Origin of the sequence: Aquabacterium soli, from assembly GCF_003933735.1 — a bacterium.
In the GTDB taxonomy this organism is placed as follows: Bacteria; Pseudomonadota; Gammaproteobacteria; order Burkholderiales; family Burkholderiaceae_C; genus Aquabacterium; species Aquabacterium soli.
The window spans coordinates 1-23313 of sequence record NZ_RSED01000034.1; the positions used below are offsets into that span (position 1 = coordinate 1).

A 23313-nucleotide genomic window follows, 5' to 3' on the forward strand; every position below is an offset into this window, starting at 1 on the left:
CACGTGCGGCTTGGTCCGTTCGAATTTACCTTTTGCCATTTGTTTCTCCAACAAAGAACAGTTGCCCATGCCTGTTTAAGGTCTCCAGCACTGGCCGCCATGGGCAGCGAGCCAACCACACCGACTGAATCGAGGTGGCGCCAAAGACCAGCTTTGATTGTTCTCCCCACTGAAGGGGAAGGGCCCGGATGCTACCACCCGGGCATGGGGCCATCAACAATGACCCCAGGCACACATCCCTCACGCAACACGCCACTCCGATCGAGTGGCAACCGAGGATCCGGCTCCGCCGGTCCAAGGTTGCCGCCCCCCTGAGGGGGCGCGCGAAGCGCGTAGGGGGTGGGCCTTACTTACCGCGAGCGGTGATGATGGCCTCAGCCACGTTCTTCGGGGCTTCCGAGTAGTGCTTGAACTCCATGGAGTACGTGGCACGACCCTGGGTGGCGGAACGCAGGCTGGTCGAGTAGCCGAACATCTCGGACAGAGGAACCTCTGCCTTGATGATCTTGCCGCCGCCGACCATGTCGTCCATGCCCTGCACCATGCCGCGACGCGAGGACAGGTCGCCCATCACGGTACCGGCGTAGTCTTCAGGCGTTTCGACTTCCACGGCCATCATGGGCTCGAGGATCACGGGCTGGGCCTTGCGGCAACCATCCTTGAAGCCCATCGAAGCGGCCATCTTGAACGCGTTTTCGTTCGAGTCCACATCGTGGTACGAACCGAAGGTCAGCGTGACCTTCACATCGACCACGGGGTAGCCGGCCAGCACGCCGTTCGGCAGGGTGTCGATCACGCCCTTTTCCACCGCAGGGATGTACTCGCGGGGCACCACACCGCCCTTGATGGCGTCGACGAACTCGAAGCCCTTGCCCGGCTCTTGCGGCTCGACGGTCAGCACGACGTGGCCGTACTGGCCCTTGCCGCCGGATTGACGCACGAACTTGCCTTCGACGTCGGTGACCTTCTTGCGGATGGTCTCGCGGTAGGCCACTTGCGGCTTGCCCACGTTGGCTTCCACACCAAACTCACGCTTCATGCGGTCGACGATGATTTCCAGGTGCAGCTCGCCCATGCCGGCGATGATGGTCTGGCCCGATTCTTCGTCGGTGCGCACGCGGAAGGAAGGATCTTCAGCGGCCAGGCGTTGCAGGGCGATGCCCATCTTTTCCTGGTCGGCCTTGGTCTTGGGTTCCACGGCCTGTGCGATCACGGGCTCGGGGAAGACCATCTTTTCCAGCGTGATGATGGCGTCCGGATCACACAGCGTTTCGCCGGTGGTCACGTCCTTCAGGCCCACGCAGGCGGCGATGTCGCCGGCCAGAATTTCCTTGATTTCCTCACGCTCGTTGGCGTGCATCTGCAGGATACGGCCGATGCGCTCTTTCTTGCCCTTGATGGGGTTGTAGACCGAGTCGCCGGAGTTCAGCACGCCCGAGTACACGCGCACGAAGGTCAGCTGGCCGACATACGGGTCGGTCATCAGCTTGAAGGCCAGCGCGGAGAACTTCTCGGCGTCGTCGGCCTTGCGGCTGGTGGGCTGGTCGTCGTCGTCCGTGCCTTCGACCGGAGGAATGTCCACCGGGGAGGGCAGGTAGTCGATGACGGCGTCGAGCATGCGCTGCACGCCCTTGTTCTTGAAGGCGGTGCCGCACAGCATCGGCTGGATCTCGCAGGCGATGGTGCGCGTGCGCAGGGCCAGCTTGATCTCTTCTTCGGTCAGGTCGCCTTCTTCGAGGTACTTGTTCATCAGCTCTTCGCTGGCTTCGGCAGCGGCCTCGACCATGCCTTCGCGCCACTTCTGGGCGTCGGCCTTGAGCTCTTCAGGGATGTCGCGGTAATCGAACTTCATGCCCTGCGAAGCCTCATCCCAGTAGATGGCCTTCATCTTGAGCAGGTCGACCACGCCCTGGAAGTTTTCTTCGGCGCCGATGGGGATCACCACGGGCACGGGGTTGGCCTTCAGACGCAGCTTGAGCTGGTCGTAGACCTTGAAGAAGTTCGCGCCGGTGCGGTCCATCTTGTTGACGAACGACAGGCGGGGCACGCCGTACTTGTTGGCCTGGCGCCAGACGGTTTCCGACTGGGGCTGCACGCCACCCACGGCGCAATAGACCATGCAGGCGCCATCGAGCACGCGCATCGAGCGTTCGACTTCAATGGTGAAGTCCACGTGGCCCGGGGTGTCGATGATGTTGAAACGGTGCTCAGGGTAGGAGTGATCCATGCCCTTCCAGAAGCAGGTCGTCGCGGCCGACGTGATCGTGATGCCGCGCTCTTGTTCCTGCTCCATCCAGTCCATGGTGGCGGCGCCTTCGTGCACTTCACCGATCTTGTGGTTCACACCGGTGTAGAACAGGATGCGCTCGGTCGTGGTGGTCTTGCCGGCGTCAATGTGGGCGGAGATGCCAATGTTGCGGTAACGCTCGATCGGGGTCTTGCGGGACATGGTGTGACTCCAATTGTCACGGCGCCGGGCCCTGGTGGAGCCCGGCGCCGCTGCAGGGGGTGCTGCAGGGGTGGTGGTTTAGAAGCGGAAGTGCGAGAAGGCCTTGTTGGCTTCGGCCATGCGGTGAACTTCGTCACGCTTCTTCATCGCGCCGCCACGGCCTTCGGAGGCCTCGAGCAGTTCGTTGGCCAGACGTTGGGCCATCGACTTCTCGGAACGCTTGCGCGACGATTCTTTCAGCCAGCGCATGGCCAGGGCCATGCGGCGGGAGGGGCGAACTTCAACGGGAACCTGGTAGTTCGCGCCACCCACGCGGCGGGATTTGACTTCCACCACGGGCTTGACGTTGTTCAGAGCGATGTTGAAGATTTCCAGCGGATCCTTGCCGGCCTTCTTTTCGACTTGTTCGAGGGCACCGTAGATGATGCGCTCGGCCACAGCCTTCTTGCCGGATTCCATGATCACGTTCATGAACTTGGAAAGATCGACCGATCCGAACTTGGGATCGGGCAGGATTTCACGCTTGGGTACTTCGCGACGACGAGGCATTTCGATTCCTTTCAATGCTTCAGTTGATGCTGGCTTGCCCTGAGGGCCATACCTGCATCCGGAGCCTTATCAAAAAAAGACAAGCTGAAGACTCCACTTACTCGGCAGATCCCGGACCATCCGGTTCTACCGCCACCTCGGCCAACTTCATCAGCTTGGCGCCGTCTTGTGACGCGCCGATGATGACGGGGGCCGATTGATCCTGTTAACAAAAAGGGGATCAGGCCTTCTTCGGGCGCTTGGCACCGTACTTGGAACGCGACTGCTTGCGGTCTTTCACGCCTTGCAGGTCCAGCGAGCCACGGACGATGTGGTAACGCACACCGGGCAAGTCCTTGACACGACCGCCGCGAACCAGCACGACGCTGTGTTCCTGCAGGTTGTGGCCTTCGCCGCCGATGTAGGAGATGACCTCGAAACCGTTGGTCAGGCGCACCTTGGCGACCTTACGCAGAGCGGAGTTAGGCTTCTTGGGAGTGGTGGTGTACACGCGGGTGCACACGCCACGACGCTGCGGACAGTTTTCCATCGCAGGCGACTTGGACTTCGTGACCTCGACCTGACGGCCGTGGCGCACGAGCTGATTGATGGTTGGCATTGGTTTGGTTCCCGTTGAAAAAATACTTGCGAATCAAGCACTTGCCATGTTTGAACGAACACGCCAAGGCACTTGAAACAAGCACAAAACGGCCCTCGCCCAAGCCCGATCACTGACCGGGCGTTCAAAAGGCGAAAGCCGAAAAGCCTTCCATTGTAGGTCGGGGTACGTGAACTGGCAAGCACGCGGCTTTTTCACAGGTACAGCCGAAGCCCTAACCCTGGCCGTGAACAAGCAAAAAGGCCACCTTGCGGCGGCCTTTCGTCCAGCAAAAGGGGCCCCGAGGGGCCCGGTGCTCAGCGGTTGAGCAAGCGGCCGAGGTGGCCGGCGGCGCGCAGCCCCGCCCAGGTGAACACGGCGACCACGGCCAGCGTGGCGGCGGTGCTGCTCCACTGCGGCAGACCGGTGGACTGCAGCGCGTCGTACACGGCGCCCACGCCCACACCCAGGCCGGCCAGGAAACCCAGCACCACGCCCGCCTTTTCAAGCGTCACGGGGCGCTCACCACCAACGGGGGTGTCTTGCGGCAGGGAGGACAGTTCGAAGTGCGAGTGAGCCATGGTGAATCCCTTTCATTGGATGGGAGTCATTATAAGCACAAACCCGCGGTTTTAGGTGGTAACCCTATGTTTCCAAAACGGGGCATTTCGCTCTTTTTGGGACACTCATTCGAGGGGGGCCAAGAGGTGCAGCAACTCCTGCTCGCTGAACTTGAGCGCCTCGGCCCCGTCCTGCCCCAGCACGGCGTCGGCCAGCGCGGCCTTGCGGGCCTGCAAGGCGAGAATGCGCTCTTCGATGCTGCCCTCGACCAGCACCTTGTAGACAAACACCGGTCGCGCCTGGCCGATGCGGTGGGCGCGGTCGGTGGCCTGCTGCTCGACGGCGGGGTTCCACCAGGGGTCCAGGTGGATGACGGTGTCGGCCGCCGTGAGGTTCAGGCCCACGCCCCCGGCCTTGAGGCTGGCCAGCAGCACCGGCGCCTGCAGATCCTGGAAGGCGGCGACGACCCGGCCTCGCGTGGCCGGCGCGGTCTGGCCGGTGAGCACCAGGTGGGGCACCCCGATCGCCTGCAACTCGATCTCGACCAGCGCCAGCAGCTCGGTGAACTGCGAGAACACCAGCACGCGCCGGCCTTCGGCGACCAGGGTGGGCAGGGTCTCGCACAGCCAGGCCAGCTTGGCGCGCTCCATGGTGCGCGGGATGCGGTGGCCCTTGAGCAGGGCCGGGTCGCAGCAGACCTGGCGCAGCTTGAGCAGGGCATCGAGCACGCTGATCAGCGCGTTGCCGAAGCCCTGGCGGGCCAGCACGCGGCGCACCTGGTGGTCGGCGGCCACGCGCACGCTTTCGTACAACTCGCGCTGGCGGCCTTCCAGGCGCACGCGGCGGATGATCTCGGTGCGGGGCGGCAGTTCGGTGGCGACCTCGTCCTTGCGTCGGCGCAGGATGAAGGGGCGCACACGGGCGGCCAGCAGGCGGGCGCGCAGGGTCTCGCCGTTGACCTCGATCGGATCGCGCCACTGGCGCTTGAAGCTGCGGGCATCGCCCAGGAAGCCGGGCATCAGGAAATCAAACTGGGCCCACAGCTCGCCCAGGTGGTTTTCCAGCGGGGTGCCTGTCATGCACAGGCGGTGGCGTGCGCGCACGCGGCGCACGGCATCGGCACTGCGGCTGGCGGCGTTCTTGACGCTCTGGGCCTCGTCCAGGATCAGCAGGTGGAAGGGGTGCGCCTGGATCTGCTCGATGTCGCGCCACAGCAGCGGGTAGGTGGTGAGCACCACGTCGTGCGCCGGCACGTCCGGCAGGCGATCGGCACGCTGGGGGCCGTGCAGGGTCAGCACGCGCAGTGAGGGCGTGATACGGCGGGCCTCGGCCTGCCAGTTGGCGATCAGCGAGGTGGGCAGCACGACCAGCGCGGGCGCCCCTGCAAGGCGACCGGCCTGCTGCTCGATCAGCAGGTGGGCCAGCACCTGGGCGGTCTTGCCCAGGCCCATGTCGTCGGCCAGGATGCCCGCGAGGTGCTGCTCGCGCAGGTACTGCAGCCAGGCCACGCCCTGCAGCTGGTAGGGGCGCAATGGCAAGCCCAGCCCGGCGGGCGCCGTCACCGGCAGCACGCCCTGCGTGCCACGCAGCCGCTGGGCCAGATCCACCAGGCCTGCATCGCCCTGCAGTTGCCAGGCACCTTGCGGGCCCGCGCGGGCGGCCTGGGTGTCCTGCAGGCTGGGGCGCAAGGCTTCCAGGCGAAGGCTGTCCCATTCCGACAGGCGCCAGGGGCCCTCGCGCCGATTCGGGTCGAGCAGCAGGTCGAGCATGGCGCCCACCACGGCCTTGAGCGGCGCGGCGCGGGCGTCGATGCGCTTGCCGCCGGGCGCGCGCAGCGAGATCACGGCCTCGTCGTCCAGCGCGGTGACGAACTCGATGCCCAGCCAGCGGCTGTCGCGGCGAACCAGGTCGGCCACCAGCGGGGCCAGGTCCAGCACCTGGCCTTCCACCTCCACGCCCAGGCTGAGCAGCCATGAGCCCTCGCGGCGCGGTGCGTGCAGGGCCTGCACCGCGGGGCCAGAAACCGGCAGCGGCTGCGCGGGCTCATGGCCGTCGATCTCGCCGGTGTCCGGATGGACGATGGCGCGCCAGGCCGTCACCGGCACGCTGAGGTGCGCAAAGCCCGGCGCCACGACGATGCGCCAGCCCTGCGCCTGCAGGCGGGGCACGTGCTCGGCCCAGAAGTCACCGAAGGCGTCCTCCTGCACGAGAGACCAGGGCTGGGCCTGCGGCCCCAGCACCTGCTCAGCCAGATGAGGCTGGCGCCACTGCAGGGCATCGGCCTCCAGCGGACGCAGGCCGGTGCCGGACACGGCATCCAGCGCATCGGCTTCGGCCGCGGCGTCGCGGCGGAACACGCAGGGGCGGCCCTGCGCATCGGCACCCTCGGTCTGCAAGGGCGCGCGCTGGTGCCACACGGAGGTGGGGGCCGGGCCGGACCACAGCTCGGCCCCCTCGTGCAGGTAGTGCCAGGTGAGCAGGGCCACGGTGACCTCCCCTCCGCGCGGCCCGAACTTCCCCGCAGGACGCAGGCCCAGCAACCCATCACCGCGCGTGAGCGTGCGCAGGGTGAGCCGGGGCTGGAAGTCAGCCTCGAGGGCAGACGGACGGGGCGCAGGCGGCATGAAAGGTGCGTGGACCGGGAACGCGGACAGGGGCGAGCGCGCATCATGCCCCAAGGCCGTGCAAAGCCCTGCGCCCGCCGCGCCTGAGGCTTTGCGCGACACTCACGCCGCGCCATGAGCGAAGTCTTTCGTCGGGGCGCCTGCAGTACCCGGAGAAGACACGTGAACACCCACCCCACCGCCCCCTCGCTGGCGGACACCCCTCATCAGTACGATGAGTTGCCGGCCTGGCTGACCGTGCTGCTGGCCGCTGGCTGCGGCCTGATCGTGGCCAACCTGTACTACGCCCAGCCTTTGATCGGCCTGATCAGCGAAGGCACGGGCATCTCGTTGCGCCTGGCCGGCTGGATCGTCACACTGACGCAGATCGGCTATGGGCTGGGGCTGCTTTTCATCGTGCCGCTGGGCGATGTGATGGAAAACCGCAAGCTGGTGGTGCGCTGCCTGATGGTGGCGGCCCTGGGCCTGCTGGCGGCGGGGCTGTCGACTTCGGCCGCGCCCTTCCTGGCGGCGATGGCGCTGGTGGGCGTGAGCTCGGTGGCCGCGCAGGTGCTGGTGCCCTATGGCGCCAGCATGGTGGCCGAGGAGGCCCGCGGGCGCACCGTGGGCAACATCATGAGCGGGCTGCTGCTGGGCATCATGCTGGCGCGGCCGGTGTCCAGTTTCACGGCCAGCCATGCGGGCTGGCACGCCATCTTCCTGGGCTCGTCGGTGCTGATCGCGGCCCTGGCGGCCCTGCTGTCGCGGACCATGCCCGAGCGCCAGCCACCTCATGCGCAGCGCTATGGCGCGCTGCTGGCCTCGATGAAGACGCTGATGCGCGAGCAGCCCGTGCTGCAGGTGCGTGCGCTGTGCCATGCCGGCCTGTTCGCGGCCTTCAGCCTGTTCTGGTCCACGGTGCCGCTGCTGCTCGCCTCGCCGGCCTTCGGCTTCACGCAGAGCGGCATCGCGCTGTTCGCGCTGGTGGGTGTGGCCGGCGCCATCGCCGCGCCCATCGCCGGCCGCCTGGCCGACCGCGGGCATGCGCGCGCGGGCAGCCTGGCGGCCATCGCGCTGGTGGCGCTGTCCTTCACCTTCACATGGTTGGCACCGCAGGGCTCGATGGCCGCCCTGTTGCTGTTGGGCCTGGCCGCCATCGTGCTGGACATGGGTGTGTCGGCCAACCTGGTGCTCAGCCAGCGCGAGATCTACGCCCTGGCGCCGCACGCGCGCGGCCGCCTCAACAGCCTGTTCATGGCCACCTTCTTCCTGGGCGGGGCGCTGGGCTCGGCCGGCGGGGTGTACGTGTATGCGCAAGGTGGCTGGCTTGGCGTGGTGGTGATGGGACTTGCGCTGGGGATGGGCTCGCTGGCGGTGTTCCTGGCCGGTTCGCGGCGCATGGCGCGTGCCTGAGCCCGCACCTGCCCCTGCAGCCTCACAATGCTGGCCATGTCCGACGAATACCAGATCGAGATCCCGCCGTCCTTCCAGGCGCTGTACATCGACACGCGCAAGCGCCTGACGGTGCCGATGGCCGAACTGCGCGACCGCTACGAGCTCTGTGAAGATCTGGCCAACCACCTGACCGAGCACTGCCGCAACGTTCACGCAGACATCGGCGACATCCAGATCGAGGTGCTGCAACGCTGCCACCAGGGCTTGAGCGGCCCCGATGCCGTGGTCTCCGCCCCGGAGGCCGTGTGGGTGGTCACCCGCCTGGCCGAGTTGCTGTACTGGCCCATGGACTGGCAGGAGCCCACACCCACCAAAGCAGACGAAGACGACACGCCATGACCCTCACCACGCCCGCCAACGCCATCGATGACGCCTTCATCCAGGGCCTGACACCGGCCGCGGTGTGGCGCCACTTTGCCGTGCTGTGCGCCATCCCCCGGCCGTCCAAGCAGGAACGCGCCGTGCGCGAGCACCTGCAGCAATGGGCGCAGGCGCGAGGCCTGGCCACCGAGGTCGATGCCACCGGCAACCTGCTGGTGCGCAAGCCTGCCAGCCCGGGCTATGAGGGCGCCCCGGGGGTCGTGCTGCAAGGGCACCTGGACATGGTCTGCCAGAAGAACGGCGATTCGGCGCATGACTTCACGCGGGATCCGATCCGCCCGGTGCGCCGCGATGACGGCTGGCTGCAGGCGCCCGACACCACGCTGGGCGCCGACAACGGCCTGGGCGTGGCCATGGCCCTGGCCGTGCTGGAAGACGAGGCCCTGCCGCACGGCCCGATCGAGGCGCTGTTCACCATCGACGAAGAAGCCGGCATGGGCGGCGCCCATGGCCTGCAGCCCGGCGTGCTGCAGGGCCGGCTGATGCTGAACCTGGACACCGAAGAATGGGGCGAGTTCTACCTGGGCTGCGCCGGCGGTGTGGACGTGAACGTGGCACGCCCTGGCCAGGCCGAACCGCTGCCGGTGGGCCACACTGTGCACCGCATCGCGCTGCGCGGCCTGCGCGGCGGGCATTCGGGCGTCAACATCCATGAAGAGCGCGGCAACGCCATCAAGCTGCTGGTGCGCGTGCTCATCGCGCTGACGCAGGACGAGGCCTTGTCGGGCCTGCGCCTGTCCACACTGCAGGGCGGCACCGCCCGCAACGCCCTGCCCCGCGAGGCCTATGCCACCGTGGCATTGCCTGTGGACGATGTGCCCACCTTGAAGGCCAGGCTGGACCAGTGGCAGGCCTTGCTGCAAGGCGAGCTGGGCCAGGTCGAGCCGCGGCTGGCCCTCGTGCTCGAAGCCGCTCCCCATCCCTCGACGCAGGTGCTGTCCCTGCCGGAGCAGGCTGTGTGGCTGCGCACCCTGCATGCCGCACCCCACGGCGTGCGGCGCATGAGCCAGAGCGTGCCCGGCGTCGTCGAGACATCGAACAACCTGGGCATGGTCGAGTTGACGCCTGAAGCTGGCTCGTGCAACTTCATGGTTCGTTCCCTGCTGGACAGTGGCGCGCTGGCCCTGTCCGATGAGATCGTGAGCCTGTGGGCCTTGTCGGGCACCGCCGCCGAGGTGGCCGGCCACTACCCGGGCTGGACGCCCAACCCGGCCTCGCCTTTGCTGGCCACCTGCCAAACGGTCTACCGGCGCAAGTTTGCTGAGGATTCGCACGTGCAGGTGATCCATGCGGGGCTGGAGTGCGGGATCATCGCGGCCAAGTACCCGGGCATGGACATCGTGTCCTTCGGGCCGACGATCCGGGGGGCGCATGCGCCTGGGGAGTCTGTGGAGATCGCGTCGGTGGAACGCACTTGGCATCTGCTGACGGCGATCCTGGCTGAACTGAAGGGCCAGGGACCAACCCACCGTTAGTGGTATGGGTGCGCCATGTCCTTTGCCTGCAAGGGTCTGGGCGCTTCCTCGTGACAGCGCAGGCGGGGGCTGAGGAGGACTCTGGCCTTTGCTGCCCGCTTGCCTCATGCGAAGGGTCTCCTTCTTTGCCCTGCGCGGACTGGCGGATACCAGGCCTGCTTGCGGTGCAAACCGTCGCACGCCTCAGTCTTCTATGCATGCCACCAGCGGGGCACAAAAGGGATGTGGGGGCAGACGGCCGGGCGCCTTGTTGGCGCCGAGCAGCGCAGCGACGAGGTGGGCGCGCGCAGCGCGCTTCGTTGACTGACTCGCCGCCCTTGTTTGAACGGAGCGTCCGCAGGACGCGCAGTGAGTTGGGCGGCGCCACCTCGACGTGAGCAGCACAGGGCAGTCACGCCGAAGGCGGGACCGCCAACATTGAAGCCCGGACGGCTGCCTCCACATCCCGTGCCCCGCGCTCCGCCGACAAAGCGCTCAAAAACCAACCGCGGAGCCAAAGAAAAAGGCGCCAAGACCCGAAAGCCTTGGCGCCTTTGCCGCCCCGCTTGCGCGGAACGAGGCTTTGAGGGGCCTAAGCCGGCAGCTTATTCAGCCGCGGCAGGACCACCTTCGGCCGGAGCAGCCTCACCCACGTCACCGTCGTCACCCAGGGCAGCCAGCTCGAGCGCCGCGCGCTCCTGGGCATCCTGCATGGCGATGGCACGGCGTTCGGTCTCGTCCATGTCCTCCTTGGCCTTGCGGGCCTGGTGGTAGGCGAGGCCGGTACCGGCGGGGATCAGACGGCCCACGATGACGTTTTCCTTCAGGCCACGCAGCTCGTCGCGCTTGCCCATGATGGCAGCCTCGGTGAGCACGCGGGTCGTTTCCTGGAAGGAAGCGGCCGAGATGAAGGAGTCGGTCGACAGCGAAGCCTTGGTGATGCCCAGCAGCACATCGTTGTACGTGGCCACCAGCTTGCCTTCGCTGCGCAGACGGTCGTTGGTGTCCAGCAGCTCGGAGCGCTCGACCTGCTCGTTGGCGATGTAGGTCGAATCACCCGGGTTGACGATCTGCACGCGGCGCAGCATCTGGCGAACGATCACCTGGATGTGCTTGTCGTTGATCTTCACGCCCTGCAAGCGGTAGACGTCCTGCACTTCGTCGACGATGTAGCGGGCCAGCTCTTCGATACCCAGCAGACGCAGGATGTCTTGAGGATCGGCCGCGCCGTCGACGATCAGCTCGCCCTTGTTGACCACCTGGCCTTCGTGCACCAGGATGTTCTTTTCCTTGGGCACCAGCTCTTCGTGGACGCCGCCATCCGGATCGGTGATCTGCAGGCGAACCTTGCCCTTCGTTTCCTTGCCGAAGGACACCGTGCCGGTGATCTCGGCCAGGGCGCCCTTGTCCTTGGGCGAACGGGCTTCGAACAGCTCGGCCACACGCGGCAGACCGCCGGTGATGTCACGGGTCTTCTGGCCTTCGATGGGAATGCGCGCCAGCACTTCACCCGGGGCGAGGTCCTGACCGTCGCGGATCTGGATCAGCGAGCCCACCGGGAAGCCGATGGTCACCGAGTGGTCGGTACCCGGGATCTTGACTTCCTGGCCGACGCTGTCGAGCAGCTTGACCTGCGGACGGATGACCTTGGCGGCGCCGCGGCGCTTGGGGTCGATCACGACCAGCGTGGACAGACCGGTCACTTCGTCGACCTGCTTGGCCACGGTCACGCCTTCTTCGACGTTCTCGAAACGGGCCTTGCCGGCGAACTCGGTGATGATGGGGCGGGTCAGCGGATCCCACGTCGCGAGCACCAGGCCGGCCTTGACCTGCTGGTCGGCCTTGATGTTCAGGATGGCGCCGTACGGCACCTTGTGGCGCTCACGCTCGCGGCCGTGCTGGTCGGAGATGACGATTTCGCCGGAACGCGAGATCACCACCAGGTCGCCCTTGCCGTTGGTCACGTAACGCATGGTGGCGTTGAAACCGATCAGGCCGTCCGACTTTGCTTCCACGCTCGAGGCGATGGCAGCACGCGAGGCGGCACCACCGATGTGGAAGGTCCGCATCGTCAGCTGGGTGCCGGGTTCACCGATGGACTGGGCGGCGATAACGCCGACAGCCTCACCGGAGTTCACCAGGCCGCCGCGGCCCAGGTCACGGCCGTAGCACTTGGCGCACAGGCCGAAGCGCGTGCCGCAGGTCAGCGGCGTGCGCACCTTGACCTCGTCGACGCCGGCGGCTTCGAACAGGTCCAGGATGTCTTCGTCCAGCATGACGCCGGCGTTGGTGATGACCTGCTGGGTCTCGGGGTGCAGCACATCGATGGCCGCCACGCGACCGAGGATGCGGTCACGCAGCGATTCGATGACTTCACCACCTTCGACCAGCGCGCGGGTGTTGATGCCCTGGTCGGTGCCGCAGTCGATGGTGGTGACCACCAAGTCCTGCGTCACGTCCACCAGACGGCGGGTCAGGTAACCCGAGTTCGCGGTCTTCAGCGCCGTGTCCGCCAGGCCCTTACGGGCACCGTGGGTGGAGATGAAGTACTGCAGCACGTTCAGGCCTTCACGGAAGTTCGCCGTGATGGGCGTCTCGATGATCGAGCCGTCAGGCTTGGCCATCAGACCGCGCATGCCCGAGAGCTGGCGGATCTGGGCGGCGGAACCGCGGGCACCGGAGTCGGCCATCATGTAGATGGAGTTGAACGACTCCTGGTCCACCTCGGCGCCGTGGCGATCGATCACCTTCTGCTTGGCCAGCTGGCTCATCATGACCTTGCCGACTTCGTCGCCGGTCTTGCCCCAGATGTCCACGACCTTGTTGTAGCGCTCGCCAGCGGTCACCAGACCGGAGACGTACTGCTGTTCGATCTCCTTGACTTCCTTCTCGGCGCGCTCGATCAGGCCCGGCTTCTCCTTGGGCACCAGCATGTCGTCCACCGCGATGGAGATGCCGGCGCGCGTGGCCAGACGGAAGCCGTTCTGCAGCAGCTTGTCAGCCAGCACCACGGTTTCCTTCAGACCGCACTTGCGGAACGAGGTGTTGATCAGCCGCGAGATTTCCTTCTTCTTCAGCGCCTTGTTGATGTTGCTGAAGGGCAGGCCCTTGGGCAGGATCTCGGACAGCAGGGCGCGACCGACGGTGGTCTCGACCAGCTTGAGTTCGGAAGTGAACTCGCCCGTGTCCTTGTCCTTGGTCCACTCGACCATGCGCACGCTGATGCGGGCGGTGATCTCGACCACGTGGTTGTCCAGCGCGCGCTGCAGCTCGGCCATGTCGGCGAAGACCATGCCTTCGCCCTTGCCGTTGATGCGCTCGCGGGTGGCGTAGTACAGGCCCAGCACCACGTCTTGCGACGGCACGATGGAGGGCTCGCCGTTGGCGGGGAACAGCACGTTGTTGGAGGCCAGCATCAGGGTGCGGGCTTCCATCTGCGCTTCGATCGACAGCGGCACGTGGACGGCCATCTGGTCACCGTCGAAGTCGGCGTTGAAGGCCGCGCAGACGAGGGGGTGCAGCTGGATGGCCTTGCCTTCGATCAGCATGGGCTCGAAGGCCTGGATGCCCAGGCGGTGCAGCGTCGGGGCGCGGTTCAGCAGAACCGGGTGCTCCTTGATGACCTCTTCGAGGATGTCCCACACCACCGGGGTGCCGGATTCGACTTCCTTCTTGGCGGCCTTGATCGTCGTCGCGATGCCCATGGCTTCGAGGCGCGAGAAGATGAAGGGCTTGAACAGCTCCAGGGCCATCAGCTTGGGCAGGCCGCACTGGTGCAGCTTGAGGGTCGGGCCCACGGTGATGACGGAACGGCCGGAGTAGTCGACCCGCTTGCCCAGCAGGTTCTGACGGAAGCGGCCGCTCTTGCCCTTGATCATGTCGGCCAGCGACTTCAGGGCACGCTTGTTGGCGCCCGTCATGGCCTTGCCGCGACGGCCGTTGTCCAGCAGCGAGTCCACCGATTCCTGCAGCATGCGCTTTTCGTTGCGCACGATGATCTCGGGGGCCTTGAGCTCGAGCAGACGGGCCAGGCGGTTGTTCCGGTTGATGACGCGGCGGTACAGGTCGTTCAGGTCGGAGGTCGCGAAGCGGCCGCCGTCCAGCGGCACCAGCGGACGCAGGTCCGGGGGCAGCACGGGCAGCACGTCCAGCACCATCCAGTTCGGCTTGATGCCGGACTTCTTGAAGGCCTCCATGACCTTCAGGCGCTTGGAGTTCTTCTTGACCTTGAGCTCCGACCCGGTCATGTCGTTGCGGAGCTTGTCGATCTCGACGTCCAGGTCCATCTCTTCGAGCAGCTGCTTGATGCCTTCCGCGCCCATCAGGGCCTGGAATTCATCGCCGTACTCGATGCGCTTGGCGTCGTAGTCGTCCTCGGACATGATGCCGAACTTCTTCAGCGGGGTCATGCCGGGGTCGACGATGACATACGCTTCGAAGTACAGCACGCGCTCGATGTCGCGCAGTGTCATGTCCAGGACCAGGCCCAGACGCGACGGCAGCGACTTCAGGAACCAGATGTGCGCGCAGGGCGCGGCCAGCTCGATGTGGCCCATCCGGTCACGGCGGACCTTGGTCTGGGTCACTTCGACGCCGCACTTCTCGCAGATCACGCCGCGGTGCTTCAGGCGCTTGTACTTGCCGCACAGGCACTCGTAGTCCTTGATCGGGCCGAAGATCTTGGCGCAGAACAGGCCGTCGCGTTCAGGCTTGAACGTGCGGTAGTTGATCGTTTCAGGCTTCTTCACCTCGCCGAAAGACCACGAGCGGATCTTCTCGGGCGAGGCCAGCCCGATCTTGATCGCATCGAAATGCTCATCGGGCGTGAATTGCTTGAACAGGTCCAGCAAACCTTTCATGGGGCTCTCCTATTCCTAATCAGTTGCGCTCGAGCTCGATATCGATACCGAGCGAACGAATTTCCTTGACCAGCACGTTGAACGACTCGGGCATGCCCGCCTCGATGGCGTGCTCACCCTTGACGATGTTCTCGTACACCTTGGTGCGACCATTGACGTCATCGGACTTGACCGTGAGCATCTCCTGCAGCACATAGGAGGCGCCGTACGCTTCCAGGGCCCACACTTCCATTTCACCGAAGCGCTGACCACCGAACTGCGCCTTACCACCCAGCGGCTGCTGCGTGACCAGGGAGTACGGGCCGGTCGAACGGGCGTGCATCTTGTCGTCCACCAAGTGGTGCAGCTTGAGCACGTGCATGTAGCCGACGGTGACGGGGCGCTCGAAGGCCTCGCCGGTGCGGCCGTCATGCAGGATCGCCTGCGTGCGGGTGGGCGTCAGGCCCTTGGCCTTGGCAATGTCGGCCGGGTAGGCCAGCTGCAGCATCCCGCGGATCTCTTCTTCCTTGGCGCCGTCGAACACCGGCGTGGCGAAGGTGATGCCCTTGGAGAGCTCACCGGCCATCTCGGTCACTTCAGCGTCCGTCAGTTGCGAGAGGTCTTCCTTCTTGCCGCCGGACTTGTTGAACAGCTCGTCCATGAACTTGCGCAGCTCGGCCGCGCCGGCTTCCGCCTGCAGCATGTTGCCGATGCGCTGGCCGATGCCCTTGCCGGCCCAGCCCAGGTGAACCTCGAGCACCTGGCCCACGTTCATCCGCGAGGGCACGCCCAGGGGGTTCAGCACGATGTCGCACGGGGTGCCGTCGGCCATGTAGGGCATGTCTTCGACCGGAACGATCTTGGACACGACACCCTTGTTGCCGTGGCGGCCGGCCATCTTGTCGCCAGGCTGCAGGCGACGCTTGACGGCCAGGTGGACCTTCACCATCTTGAGCACGCCTGCGGGCAGCTCGTCGCCTTGCGTCAACTTCTTGCGCTTTTCTTCAAAGTGCAGGTCGAAGGCGTGGCGCGTCTGCTCCAGCGAGTTCTTGATGGATTCGAGCTGGTTGGCCAGGTCGTCTTCCGCGGGGCGGATGTCGAACCAGTGGAACTTCTCGACGCTGTCCAGGTAGGCCTCGTCGATCGCCGTGCCCTTGGCCAGCTTGTTCGGGCCACCATTGGCGATCTTGCCGTTCAGCAGCTTGCGGATACGGTCGAAGGCGTCGGCCTCCACGATGCGCAGCTGGTCGTTCAGGTCCAGGCGGAAACGCTTGAGTTCATCATCGATGATCTGTTGCGCACGCTTGTCGCGAACGATGCCTTCACGGGTGAAGACCTGCACGTCGATGACGGTGCCCGAGGTGCCCTGGTCCACGCGCAGCGAGGTGTCCTTCACGTCGGAAGCCTTCTCGCCGAAGATCGCGCGCAGCAGCTTCTCTTCAGGCGTCAGCGTGGTCTCGCCCTTGGGCGTGACCTTGCCGACCAGCACGTCGCCGGGGCCGACTTCGGCACCGATGTAGACGATGCCGGATTCGTCCAGACGAGCCAGCTGGTTCTCGGACAGGTTCGGGATGTCGCGGGTGATTTCTTCGGAGCCCAGCTTCGTGTCGCGGGCCATCACCACCAGTTCCTCGATGTGGATCGAGGTGTAGCGGTCTTCGGCCACCACGCGTTCGGAGATCAGGATCGAGTCTTCGAAGTTGTAGCCGTTCCAGGGCATGAAGGCGACCAGCATGTTCTGGCCCAGGGCGAGTTCGCCCAGGTCCGTCGATGCGCCGTCGGCGATCACGTCACCAGAAGCCACCTTGTCACCGCGGCGCACGATGGCACGCTGGTGGATGTTGGTGTTCTGGTTGGAACGCTGGTACTTGATCAGGTTGTAGATGTCCACGCCCACTTCGCCGGCCACGGTTTCCGCGTCATTGACGCGGATCACGATCCGGTTGGTGTCGACGTAATCCACGATGCCGCCGCGCTTGGAGGTCACCACGGTGCCCGAGTCGATCGCGGCCACGCGCTCGACGCCGGTGCCGACCATGGCTTTTTCCGGACGCAGCACAGGCACGGCCTGACGCTGCATGTTGGCGCCCATCAGCGCGCGGTTCGCATCGTCGTGCTCCAGGAAGGGCACGAGCGAGGCAGCCACCGACACGATCTGCGAAGGCGACACGTCCATGTACTGCACGCGCTCGGGCGACAGCAGCACGGATTCACCCTTTTCACGGGCCGACACCAGCTCGTCGATCAGGCGGCCTTCAGCATCCAGGCCAGCGTTGGCCTGGGCGATGACGTACTTGCTTTCTTCGATGGCCGACAGGTAGTCGATCTGCTCGGTCGTCTTGCCGTCCACCACGCGACGGTACGGCGTCTCGATGAAGCCGTATTCGTTCAGCTGGGCGTACAGGGCCAGCGAGTTGATCAGGCCGATGTTCGGGCCTTCAGGCGTTTCGATCGGGCACACACGGCCGTAGTGGGTCGGGTGCACGTCGCGCACTTCGAAGCCGGCACGTTCGCGGGTCAGACCGCCCGGGCCCAGTGCGGAGACGCGACGCTTGTGCGTGATCTCGGACAGGGGGTTGGTCTGGTCCATGAACTGCGACAGCTGCGACGCACCGAAGAACTCCTTGAGGGCAGCCGAGATCGGCTTGGAGTTGATCAGGTCGTGCGGCATCAGGGCTTCGGTCTCGGCCTGGCCCAGACGCTCCTTGACAGCCTTCTCGATACGCGCCAGGCCCGAGCGGTACTGGTTCTCGGCCAGTTCGCCCACGCAACGCACGCGGCGGTTGCCCAGGTGATCGATGTCATCGACTTCGCCTCGGCCATTGCGCAGCTCGACCAGGATCTTCACGACCGACAGGATGTCGTCGTTGATCAGGGTCATGGGGCCGGTGCCTTCGTCGCGGCCCACGCGGGCGTTGAACTTCATGCGGCCCACGCGCGACAGGTCGTACGTGTCTTCGCTGTAGAACAGGCGCTGGAACAGGGCCTGCACAGCGTCTTCGGTCGGCGGCTCGCCGGGGCGCATCATGCGGTAGATGGCCACGCGGGCAGCCAGCTCGTCGGCCGTTTCATCGGTGGCCAGCGTCTGCGAGATGTAGGCGCCTTCGTCGAGCTCGTTCGTGAAGATGCAGTCGATCTCGAGGATGCCGGCGGCGCGCAGCTTCTTGAGCAGCGCTTCGGTCAGCTCTTCGTTGGCCTTGGCGATGATCTCGCCGGTGTCCGGATCGATCTGGTTCTTGGCCAGCACGCGGCCCAGCAGGAAGTCTTCGGGCACGCTGATGTGCGTGGTGCCCGATTGCTCGATCTGGCGGGTGTGGCGCGCGGTGATGCGCTTGTCCTTCTCGACCACGACATTGCCCGACTTGTCGGTGATGTCGAAGCGGGCGACTTCGCCCTTCAGGCGCTCGGAAACGTACGCCATCTGCGCGCCCGAATCCATCAGCTTGAACTGGTCGTTGTCGAAGAACGTGGCCAGGATCTGCTCGGGGTTCATGCCGATGGCCTTCAGCAGGGTCGTCACCGGCATCTTGCGGCGGCGGTCCACGCGGAAGTACAGCAGGTCCTTCGGGTCGAATTCGAAATCGAGCCAGGAGCCGCGGTAAGGAATGATCCGGGCGCTGAACAGCAGCTTGCCGGACGAGTGGGTCTTGCCCTTGTCGTGCTCGAAGAACACGCCAGGCGAACGGTGCAGCTGCGACACGATGACGCGCTCGGTACCGTTGATGATGAAGGAGCCGTAGTCGGTCATCAGGGGCACTTCGCCCATGTAGACCTCTTGTTCCTTGATCTCCTTGACCACCTTCGATTGAGACGTGGAGGTCTCGCGGTCGTAGATGATCATCTGCAGCTTCGCGCGCACGGCGGCAGCGAAGGTGAGGCCCCGTTGCTGACACTCGCGCTCATCGAACGCCGGACGGGCGATGTTGTACTCGATGAACTTCATCTCCACGAAACCATTGTGCGAAACAATGGGGAACGCGGACAGGAATGCGGCCTGCAGGCCTTCGGGTTTGCGTTTCTGAGGTGCGACGTCCTTCTGCAGGAAGGCGACGTAGGCTTCCTTCTGCATCGTCAGCAGATAAGGAACCTTGAGCACGCTGCCGCGCTTGCCGAAGCTCTTGCGAATGCGCTTGCGCTCGGTGTAGCTGTAGGGGTTTGTTTGCGCCATAAACTCTCCGTTGCGAAACCGTCGGGTTTCGGTTCGAATATCACCACCGTCAGGCCAAGACAGGGGCTTTGTTCGGCGACTGGCCATTCAGACGAGAATGTCTGAGGCTTGGTGGTTGGCCACTACCAACCGCTAGGCAGACAACCTGTGCGCAGGGATGCAACACAGGCTCGACCAAACCGGTTCTCTGCAGTCGGTTCAGAGAACACTCGAAAAGCCCTCCAGTGTACTACCGGATGGCTTTTCGGCTGCTCTCGAGGATTTAACCCCTCAGACGCCAAAGGCCGCCCCGCAGGGCAGCCTTCTCGGAGTGCGCCGCACGGGGGCGACGCCTCTCGTCATCGACCGCGGCTTGATGCCGCGCCGTGATTACTTCAGCTCGGCAGTCGCGCCGGCTTCGACCAGCTTCTTGACAGCGGCTTCAGCGTCGGCCTTGGCCACGCCTTCCTTGACGTTCTTCGGAGCGCCGTCGACCAGGTCCTTGGCTTCCTTCAGACCCAGGCCGGTGATTTCACGCACGGCCTTGATGACGCCGACCTTGTTGGCGCCAGCGCCGGTCAGGACAACGTTGAACTCGGTCTTCTCTTCAGCGGCCGGGGCGGCAGCGCCACCGCCAGCGCCGCCAGGAGCGGCCAGGGCTGCGGCGGACACGCCGAACTTCTCTTCAATGGCCTTGACCAGCTCGTTCAGTTCCAGAACGGACATGCTGTCGAGGGAGGTCAGGAATGCGTCTTTGTCGAATGCCATGATGGTTTCTTCCTAAATCGGTAAAAAATTGAATGCGGATCGGTGATCGATCAAGCGGCAGGGGCTTCTTCGGCGGCCGGGGCTTCGGCTGCCGGAGCGCCTTCGCCACGCTTGGCCGACAGGGCAGCCACCACACGCGCCAGGCTTGCGACCGGCGTTTGCAGCAGACCAGCCAGCTGGGCCAGCAGCACTTCCTTGGAAGGGACCGATGCCAGCGCCTTGATGGCGGCAGCGTCCAGGGCCTTGCCGTTGTACGCGCCGGCCTTCAGGACCAGCTTGTCGTTCGACTTGGCGAAGTCTGCGATCACCTTGGCGGCGGCCACTGCGTCTTCGGAAAAACCGTAGATCAGCGGACCGCTCATGCTCTCGGCAGCCACTTCGAACGGCGTGCCAGACACGGCGCGGCGGGCCAGTGTGTTCTTCAGCACGTGAAGATACACACCTTGCGCACGCGCGTTCTTGCGCAGCTGGTCGAGTTGGGCCACCGTGAGTCCGCGGTATTCAGCCAGTGCCAGCGTCTGCGACTTGCCCGCCTGGGCAGCCACTTCAGCGATGACGGCTTCTTTCTCGTTGCGATTGAGACTCAAGGTCTACTCCTTAAAACATGCCCTTTGCGCAGACTGCAACAGTGCAGCTCATGCTCCAGGCACACCCGGATTCAGCGACCTTCTGCCTCGGGAAGAACCATCCTGCGGCCCACGGGGGAGCAGCAGGCAGGTAGGATCCTTCAACAGCGGGTACGCCATCTGCGTAGGCTGGGTTTTCAAGCCCGGTTTAAGCCCGGCACCGCCTGAACAAGCACGGTACAAAGCGCCTACGGTCTTTGATAGCCTGCAGCCCGGGTGCTTCTGTCGAAGCGCCCTGGCCACAGCCCACCAATTCGTTTCAGGCCGTCGCGCCAGACTCGCGCGGGGCCCGGACCGGGAAGCCGCTTGCGCGGCAGCCGGTCATGGGAGGTTCAACCTGCGGGCCTGAAAAATCAGGCGGCGGGGTTGTTGATCGAGCCGATGTCGACGCGAACGCCCAGGCCCATCGTCGAGGACACAGCCACCTTGCGCAGGTAGATGCCCTTGGACGAGGCAGGCTTGGCCTTGGTCAGCGCTTCGAGCAGCGCGGCCAGGTTGCCCTTGAGCTTATCGGAGTCGAACGAACGACGGCCGATCGTGCCGTGCACGATACCGGCCTTGTCGATACGGAACTGCACCTGACCAGCCTTGGCGTTCTTGACAGCGGTGACCACGTCAGGGGTGACGGTGCCGACCTTGGGGTTGGGCATCAGGCCGCGGGGGCCCAGGATCTGACCCAGGGTACCGACGATGCGCATCGCGTCCGGCGAGGCGATCACCACGTCGAAGTTGATGTTGCCAGCCTTGACCTGTTCGGCCAGGTCTTCCATGCCGACCACGTCAGCGCCGGCGGCCTTGGCTTCTTCAGCCTTGGCTCCTTGCGTGAACACGGCGACGCGCTTGGTCTTGCCGGTGCCGTTGGGCAGCACGACGGCGCCACGAACGACCTGGTCCGACTTCTTCGCGTCCACGCCCAGTTGCACGGCCACGTCGATGGATTCATCGAACTTGGCGTTGGCGGCTTCCTTGATCAGGGTCAGGGCTTCTTCGATGGCGTACAGCTTGGTCGATTCGACCTTGCCTTGCAGCGCCTTTTGACGCTTGGTGAGCTTTGCCATGATCAGACTCCTTCCACAATCACGCCCATCGAACGGGCAGAACCAGCGATGGTGCGCACAGCGGCGTCCAGGTCAGCAGCGGTGAGGTCCTTCTGCTTGGTCTTGGCGATCTCTTCGATCTGGGCGCGCGTCAGCTTGCCAACCTTGTCGGTGTGCGGACGGGCAGAACCCTTGTCCAGCTTGGCAGCCTTCTTGATCAGGACCGTCGCGGGCGGGGTCTTGAGGATGAAGGTGAAGGACTTGTCAGCGAACGCGGTGATCACCACCGGCAGCACCAGACCGGGCTCGAGGCCTTGCGTCTGGGCGTTGAACGCCTTGCAGAACTCCATGATGTTCAGGCCGCGCTGACCCAGCGCCGGACCGATCGGAGGCGAAGGGTTTGCCTTGCCTGCCGGGATTTGCAGCTTGATGAAGCCGATAATCTTCTTGGCCATAACTTTCTCCTAGAACCGCCCGACGGCCACGTCAGGTCGGTTGAGTCAAACGCCAGGCTTGTTCGGGATGAACTCCTGGCTCCTCTTGACGCGGTCTCGTTCGCGCCTGACACGGGAGGTGATCTGGCTTCAGCCGGCTTGCGCCGCCATCGACCGGCCCCATCCTCCGGGGCCTTGTTCTGCGATCAGATCTTCTCGATCTGATGGAAATCCAGCTCGACCGGGGTGGCACGACCGAAGATCGTGACCGACACGCGCAGCTTGGACTTTTCGTAGTTGACGTCTTCGATCGAGCCGTTGAAGTCGGTGAACGGGCCTTCCTTGACGCGGACGACCTCGCCGACTTCCCACTCGACCTTGGGGCGCGGCTTCTCGATGCCCTCTTGCATCTGGTTGACGATCTTCATGACCTCGTCTTCCGAGATGGGCACGGGGCGGTTCTTGGCGCCGCCGACGAAGCCGGTGACCTTGGACGTGTTCTTGACCAAGTGCCAGCTGTCGTCGCTCATGACCATCTCGACCAGCACGTAGCCAGGGAAGAAACGGCGCTCGGTGACGGACTTCTTGCCGTTCTTGACTTCGACGACTTCTTCGGTGGGCACCAGGATGCGGCCGAACGACTCCTGCATGCCGGCGCGGTCGATGCGCTCGCGCAGGTTGCGCTCGACGGCCTTTTCCATGCCCGAATAGGCATGGACCACGTACCAGCGCAGCGGGGCAGCGTTGGAGGCGGGGCTGGCTTGAACGTCGCTCATGGGTGTGTCAACCTTGGGTTGGGAGTCAGTCGGGCGGGGATCAGTGCTGCTTCCAGCCCAGGAGCAGGTCGTACAGCGCCCACTCCAGTGTCTTGTCGGTCGCCCACAGGAACAGGGCCATCACCACCACGAAGGCGAAGACGTACAAGGTCATCTGGCGCGCCTCGGAGCCGGTGGGCCACACGACCTTGCGCAGTTCCTTGTTGGCGTCCTGACCGAAGGCGATGAGTTCCTTGCCGGTGCTGGAGGTGAAGAACACCCCGATGCCCGCAATCACCAGCACCAGCAGCGCGACGACGCGCAGCCAGAGGTCCTGTTGGCTCAGCAGGTAGAAGGCCGCCACGGCCCCGACCACCAGCAGGCCGGCAGCGGCCAGCTTGGCCTTGTCTGCAGCGGTGGTGACGGTTTCGACTTGCGCGGTGGTGCTCATGCGGATGACTTGACTTGAGGCAGCAAAGCCCGCGGACCTGTGAAGGGCCTGCGGGCTGCTGTAGACCAGCTGTGTTTTTCGAACCTGTTCAGAGGGTGGCAGGGGCAGAGGGAATCGAACCCCCAACCTTCGGTTTTGGAGACCGACGCTCTGCCAATTGAGCTATACCCCTGTGGCCAATCTGAACGATGAACGAATGAAGTTGTTATCAGTCGAGGATCTTGGCCA

Annotated in this window: 16 protein-coding genes and 1 tRNA gene; 3 read left to right on the top strand and 14 right to left on the bottom strand. The window is 64.9% G+C overall.

The annotated features are described in order from the left end of the window. Nucleotides 1-346: 346 nt before the first annotated feature. From fusA to EIP75_RS22990, 5 genes are all read right to left on the bottom strand, one after another. Entirely contained in the window at nucleotides 347-2449 is a 2103-nt protein-coding gene (fusA, locus tag EIP75_RS22970; protein ID WP_125245533.1) for an elongation factor G, read from the bottom strand. A gap of 78 nt (nucleotides 2450-2527) precedes the next feature. Further along, nucleotides 2528-2998, bottom strand: coding sequence for a 30S ribosomal protein S7 (rpsG, locus tag EIP75_RS22975; protein ID WP_125245534.1), 471 nt, complete (start codon nucleotides 2996-2998; stop codon nucleotides 2528-2530). 220 nt (nucleotides 2999-3218) lie between these two features. After that, nucleotides 3219-3596, bottom strand: a complete 378-nt coding sequence (gene rpsL / locus EIP75_RS22980) for a 30S ribosomal protein S12 (protein WP_125245535.1) — start codon at nucleotides 3594-3596, stop codon at nucleotides 3219-3221. Between the two features lie 296 nt (nucleotides 3597-3892). Next, a complete protein-coding gene (locus EIP75_RS22985) occupies nucleotides 3893-4156 on the bottom strand; it encodes a hypothetical protein (protein WP_125245536.1) in 264 nt (87 codons plus the stop codon). 105 nt (nucleotides 4157-4261) lie between these two features. Next, nucleotides 4262-6760, bottom strand: a complete 2499-nt coding sequence (locus tag EIP75_RS22990; protein WP_125245537.1) for a DEAD/DEAH box helicase — start codon at nucleotides 6758-6760, stop codon at nucleotides 4262-4264. A gap of 162 nt (nucleotides 6761-6922) precedes the next feature. On the opposite strand from EIP75_RS22990, the gene EIP75_RS22995 reads away from it, so the two are divergent. From EIP75_RS22995 to EIP75_RS23005, 3 genes are read left to right on the top strand one after another with little or no spacing between them, the layout of a single operon-like run. Further along, nucleotides 6923-8152 (top strand): MFS transporter, encoded by a 1230-nt coding sequence (locus tag EIP75_RS22995; protein WP_233585011.1) that lies wholly within the window; start codon nucleotides 6923-6925, stop codon nucleotides 8150-8152. A 27-nt stretch (nucleotides 8153-8179) separates the two neighbouring features. After that, nucleotides 8180-8533, top strand: a complete 354-nt coding sequence (locus EIP75_RS23000) for a hypothetical protein (RefSeq protein ID WP_338014957.1) — start codon at nucleotides 8180-8182, stop codon at nucleotides 8531-8533. Next, complete coding sequence (locus EIP75_RS23005) at nucleotides 8530-10050, top strand: aminoacyl-histidine dipeptidase (protein ID WP_125245539.1); 1521 nt, start codon at nucleotides 8530-8532, stop codon at nucleotides 10048-10050. Before EIP75_RS23000 ends, EIP75_RS23005 begins: the two co-directional genes overlap by 4 nt. 584 nt (nucleotides 10051-10634) lie before the next feature. On the opposite strand, the gene rpoC is transcribed toward EIP75_RS23005, so the two are convergent. The 9 genes from rpoC to EIP75_RS23050 form a co-directional block, all read right to left on the bottom strand. Beyond that, nucleotides 10635-14888, bottom strand: a complete 4254-nt coding sequence (gene rpoC, locus EIP75_RS23010; protein WP_125245540.1) for a DNA-directed RNA polymerase subunit beta' — start codon at nucleotides 14886-14888, stop codon at nucleotides 10635-10637. 19 nt (nucleotides 14889-14907) lie between these two features. Further along, nucleotides 14908-19035 carry a DNA-directed RNA polymerase subunit beta gene (gene rpoB / locus EIP75_RS23015; protein ID WP_125245541.1) on the bottom strand — a complete coding sequence of 1376 codons (4128 nt, stop codon included), beginning with the start codon at nucleotides 19033-19035 and terminating at the stop codon, nucleotides 14908-14910. 369 nt (nucleotides 19036-19404) lie between these two features. Continuing rightward, the gene (gene rplL / locus EIP75_RS23020; protein WP_125245542.1) at nucleotides 19405-19782 is read right to left on the bottom strand and encodes a 50S ribosomal protein L7/L12; all 378 of its coding nucleotides are present in this window, start codon (nucleotides 19780-19782) and stop codon (nucleotides 19405-19407) included. A gap of 50 nt (nucleotides 19783-19832) precedes the next feature. Continuing rightward, on the bottom strand, nucleotides 19833-20369 hold the full coding sequence (rplJ, locus tag EIP75_RS23025) for a 50S ribosomal protein L10 (RefSeq protein ID WP_125245543.1): 537 nt from the start codon (nucleotides 20367-20369) through the stop codon (nucleotides 19833-19835). A gap of 392 nt (nucleotides 20370-20761) precedes the next feature. Continuing rightward, the gene (rplA, locus tag EIP75_RS23030) at nucleotides 20762-21466 is read right to left on the bottom strand and encodes a 50S ribosomal protein L1 (protein ID WP_125245544.1); all 705 of its coding nucleotides are present in this window, start codon (nucleotides 21464-21466) and stop codon (nucleotides 20762-20764) included. 2 nt (nucleotides 21467-21468) lie between these two features. Further along, the gene (rplK, locus tag EIP75_RS23035; protein ID WP_125245545.1) at nucleotides 21469-21900 is read right to left on the bottom strand and encodes a 50S ribosomal protein L11; all 432 of its coding nucleotides are present in this window, start codon (nucleotides 21898-21900) and stop codon (nucleotides 21469-21471) included. Nucleotides 21901-22085: 185 nt separating this feature from the next. After that, a complete protein-coding gene (gene nusG, locus EIP75_RS23040) occupies nucleotides 22086-22655 on the bottom strand; it encodes a transcription termination/antitermination protein NusG (protein ID WP_125245546.1) in 570 nt (189 codons plus the stop codon). 40 nt (nucleotides 22656-22695) lie between these two features. Then, nucleotides 22696-23085, bottom strand: coding sequence for a preprotein translocase subunit SecE (gene secE / locus EIP75_RS23045; protein ID WP_125245547.1), 390 nt, complete (start codon nucleotides 23083-23085; stop codon nucleotides 22696-22698). Nucleotides 23086-23181: 96 nt separating this feature from the next. Next, nucleotides 23182-23257, bottom strand: a tRNA-Trp gene (locus EIP75_RS23050). Nucleotides 23258-23313 lie beyond the last annotated feature (56 nt).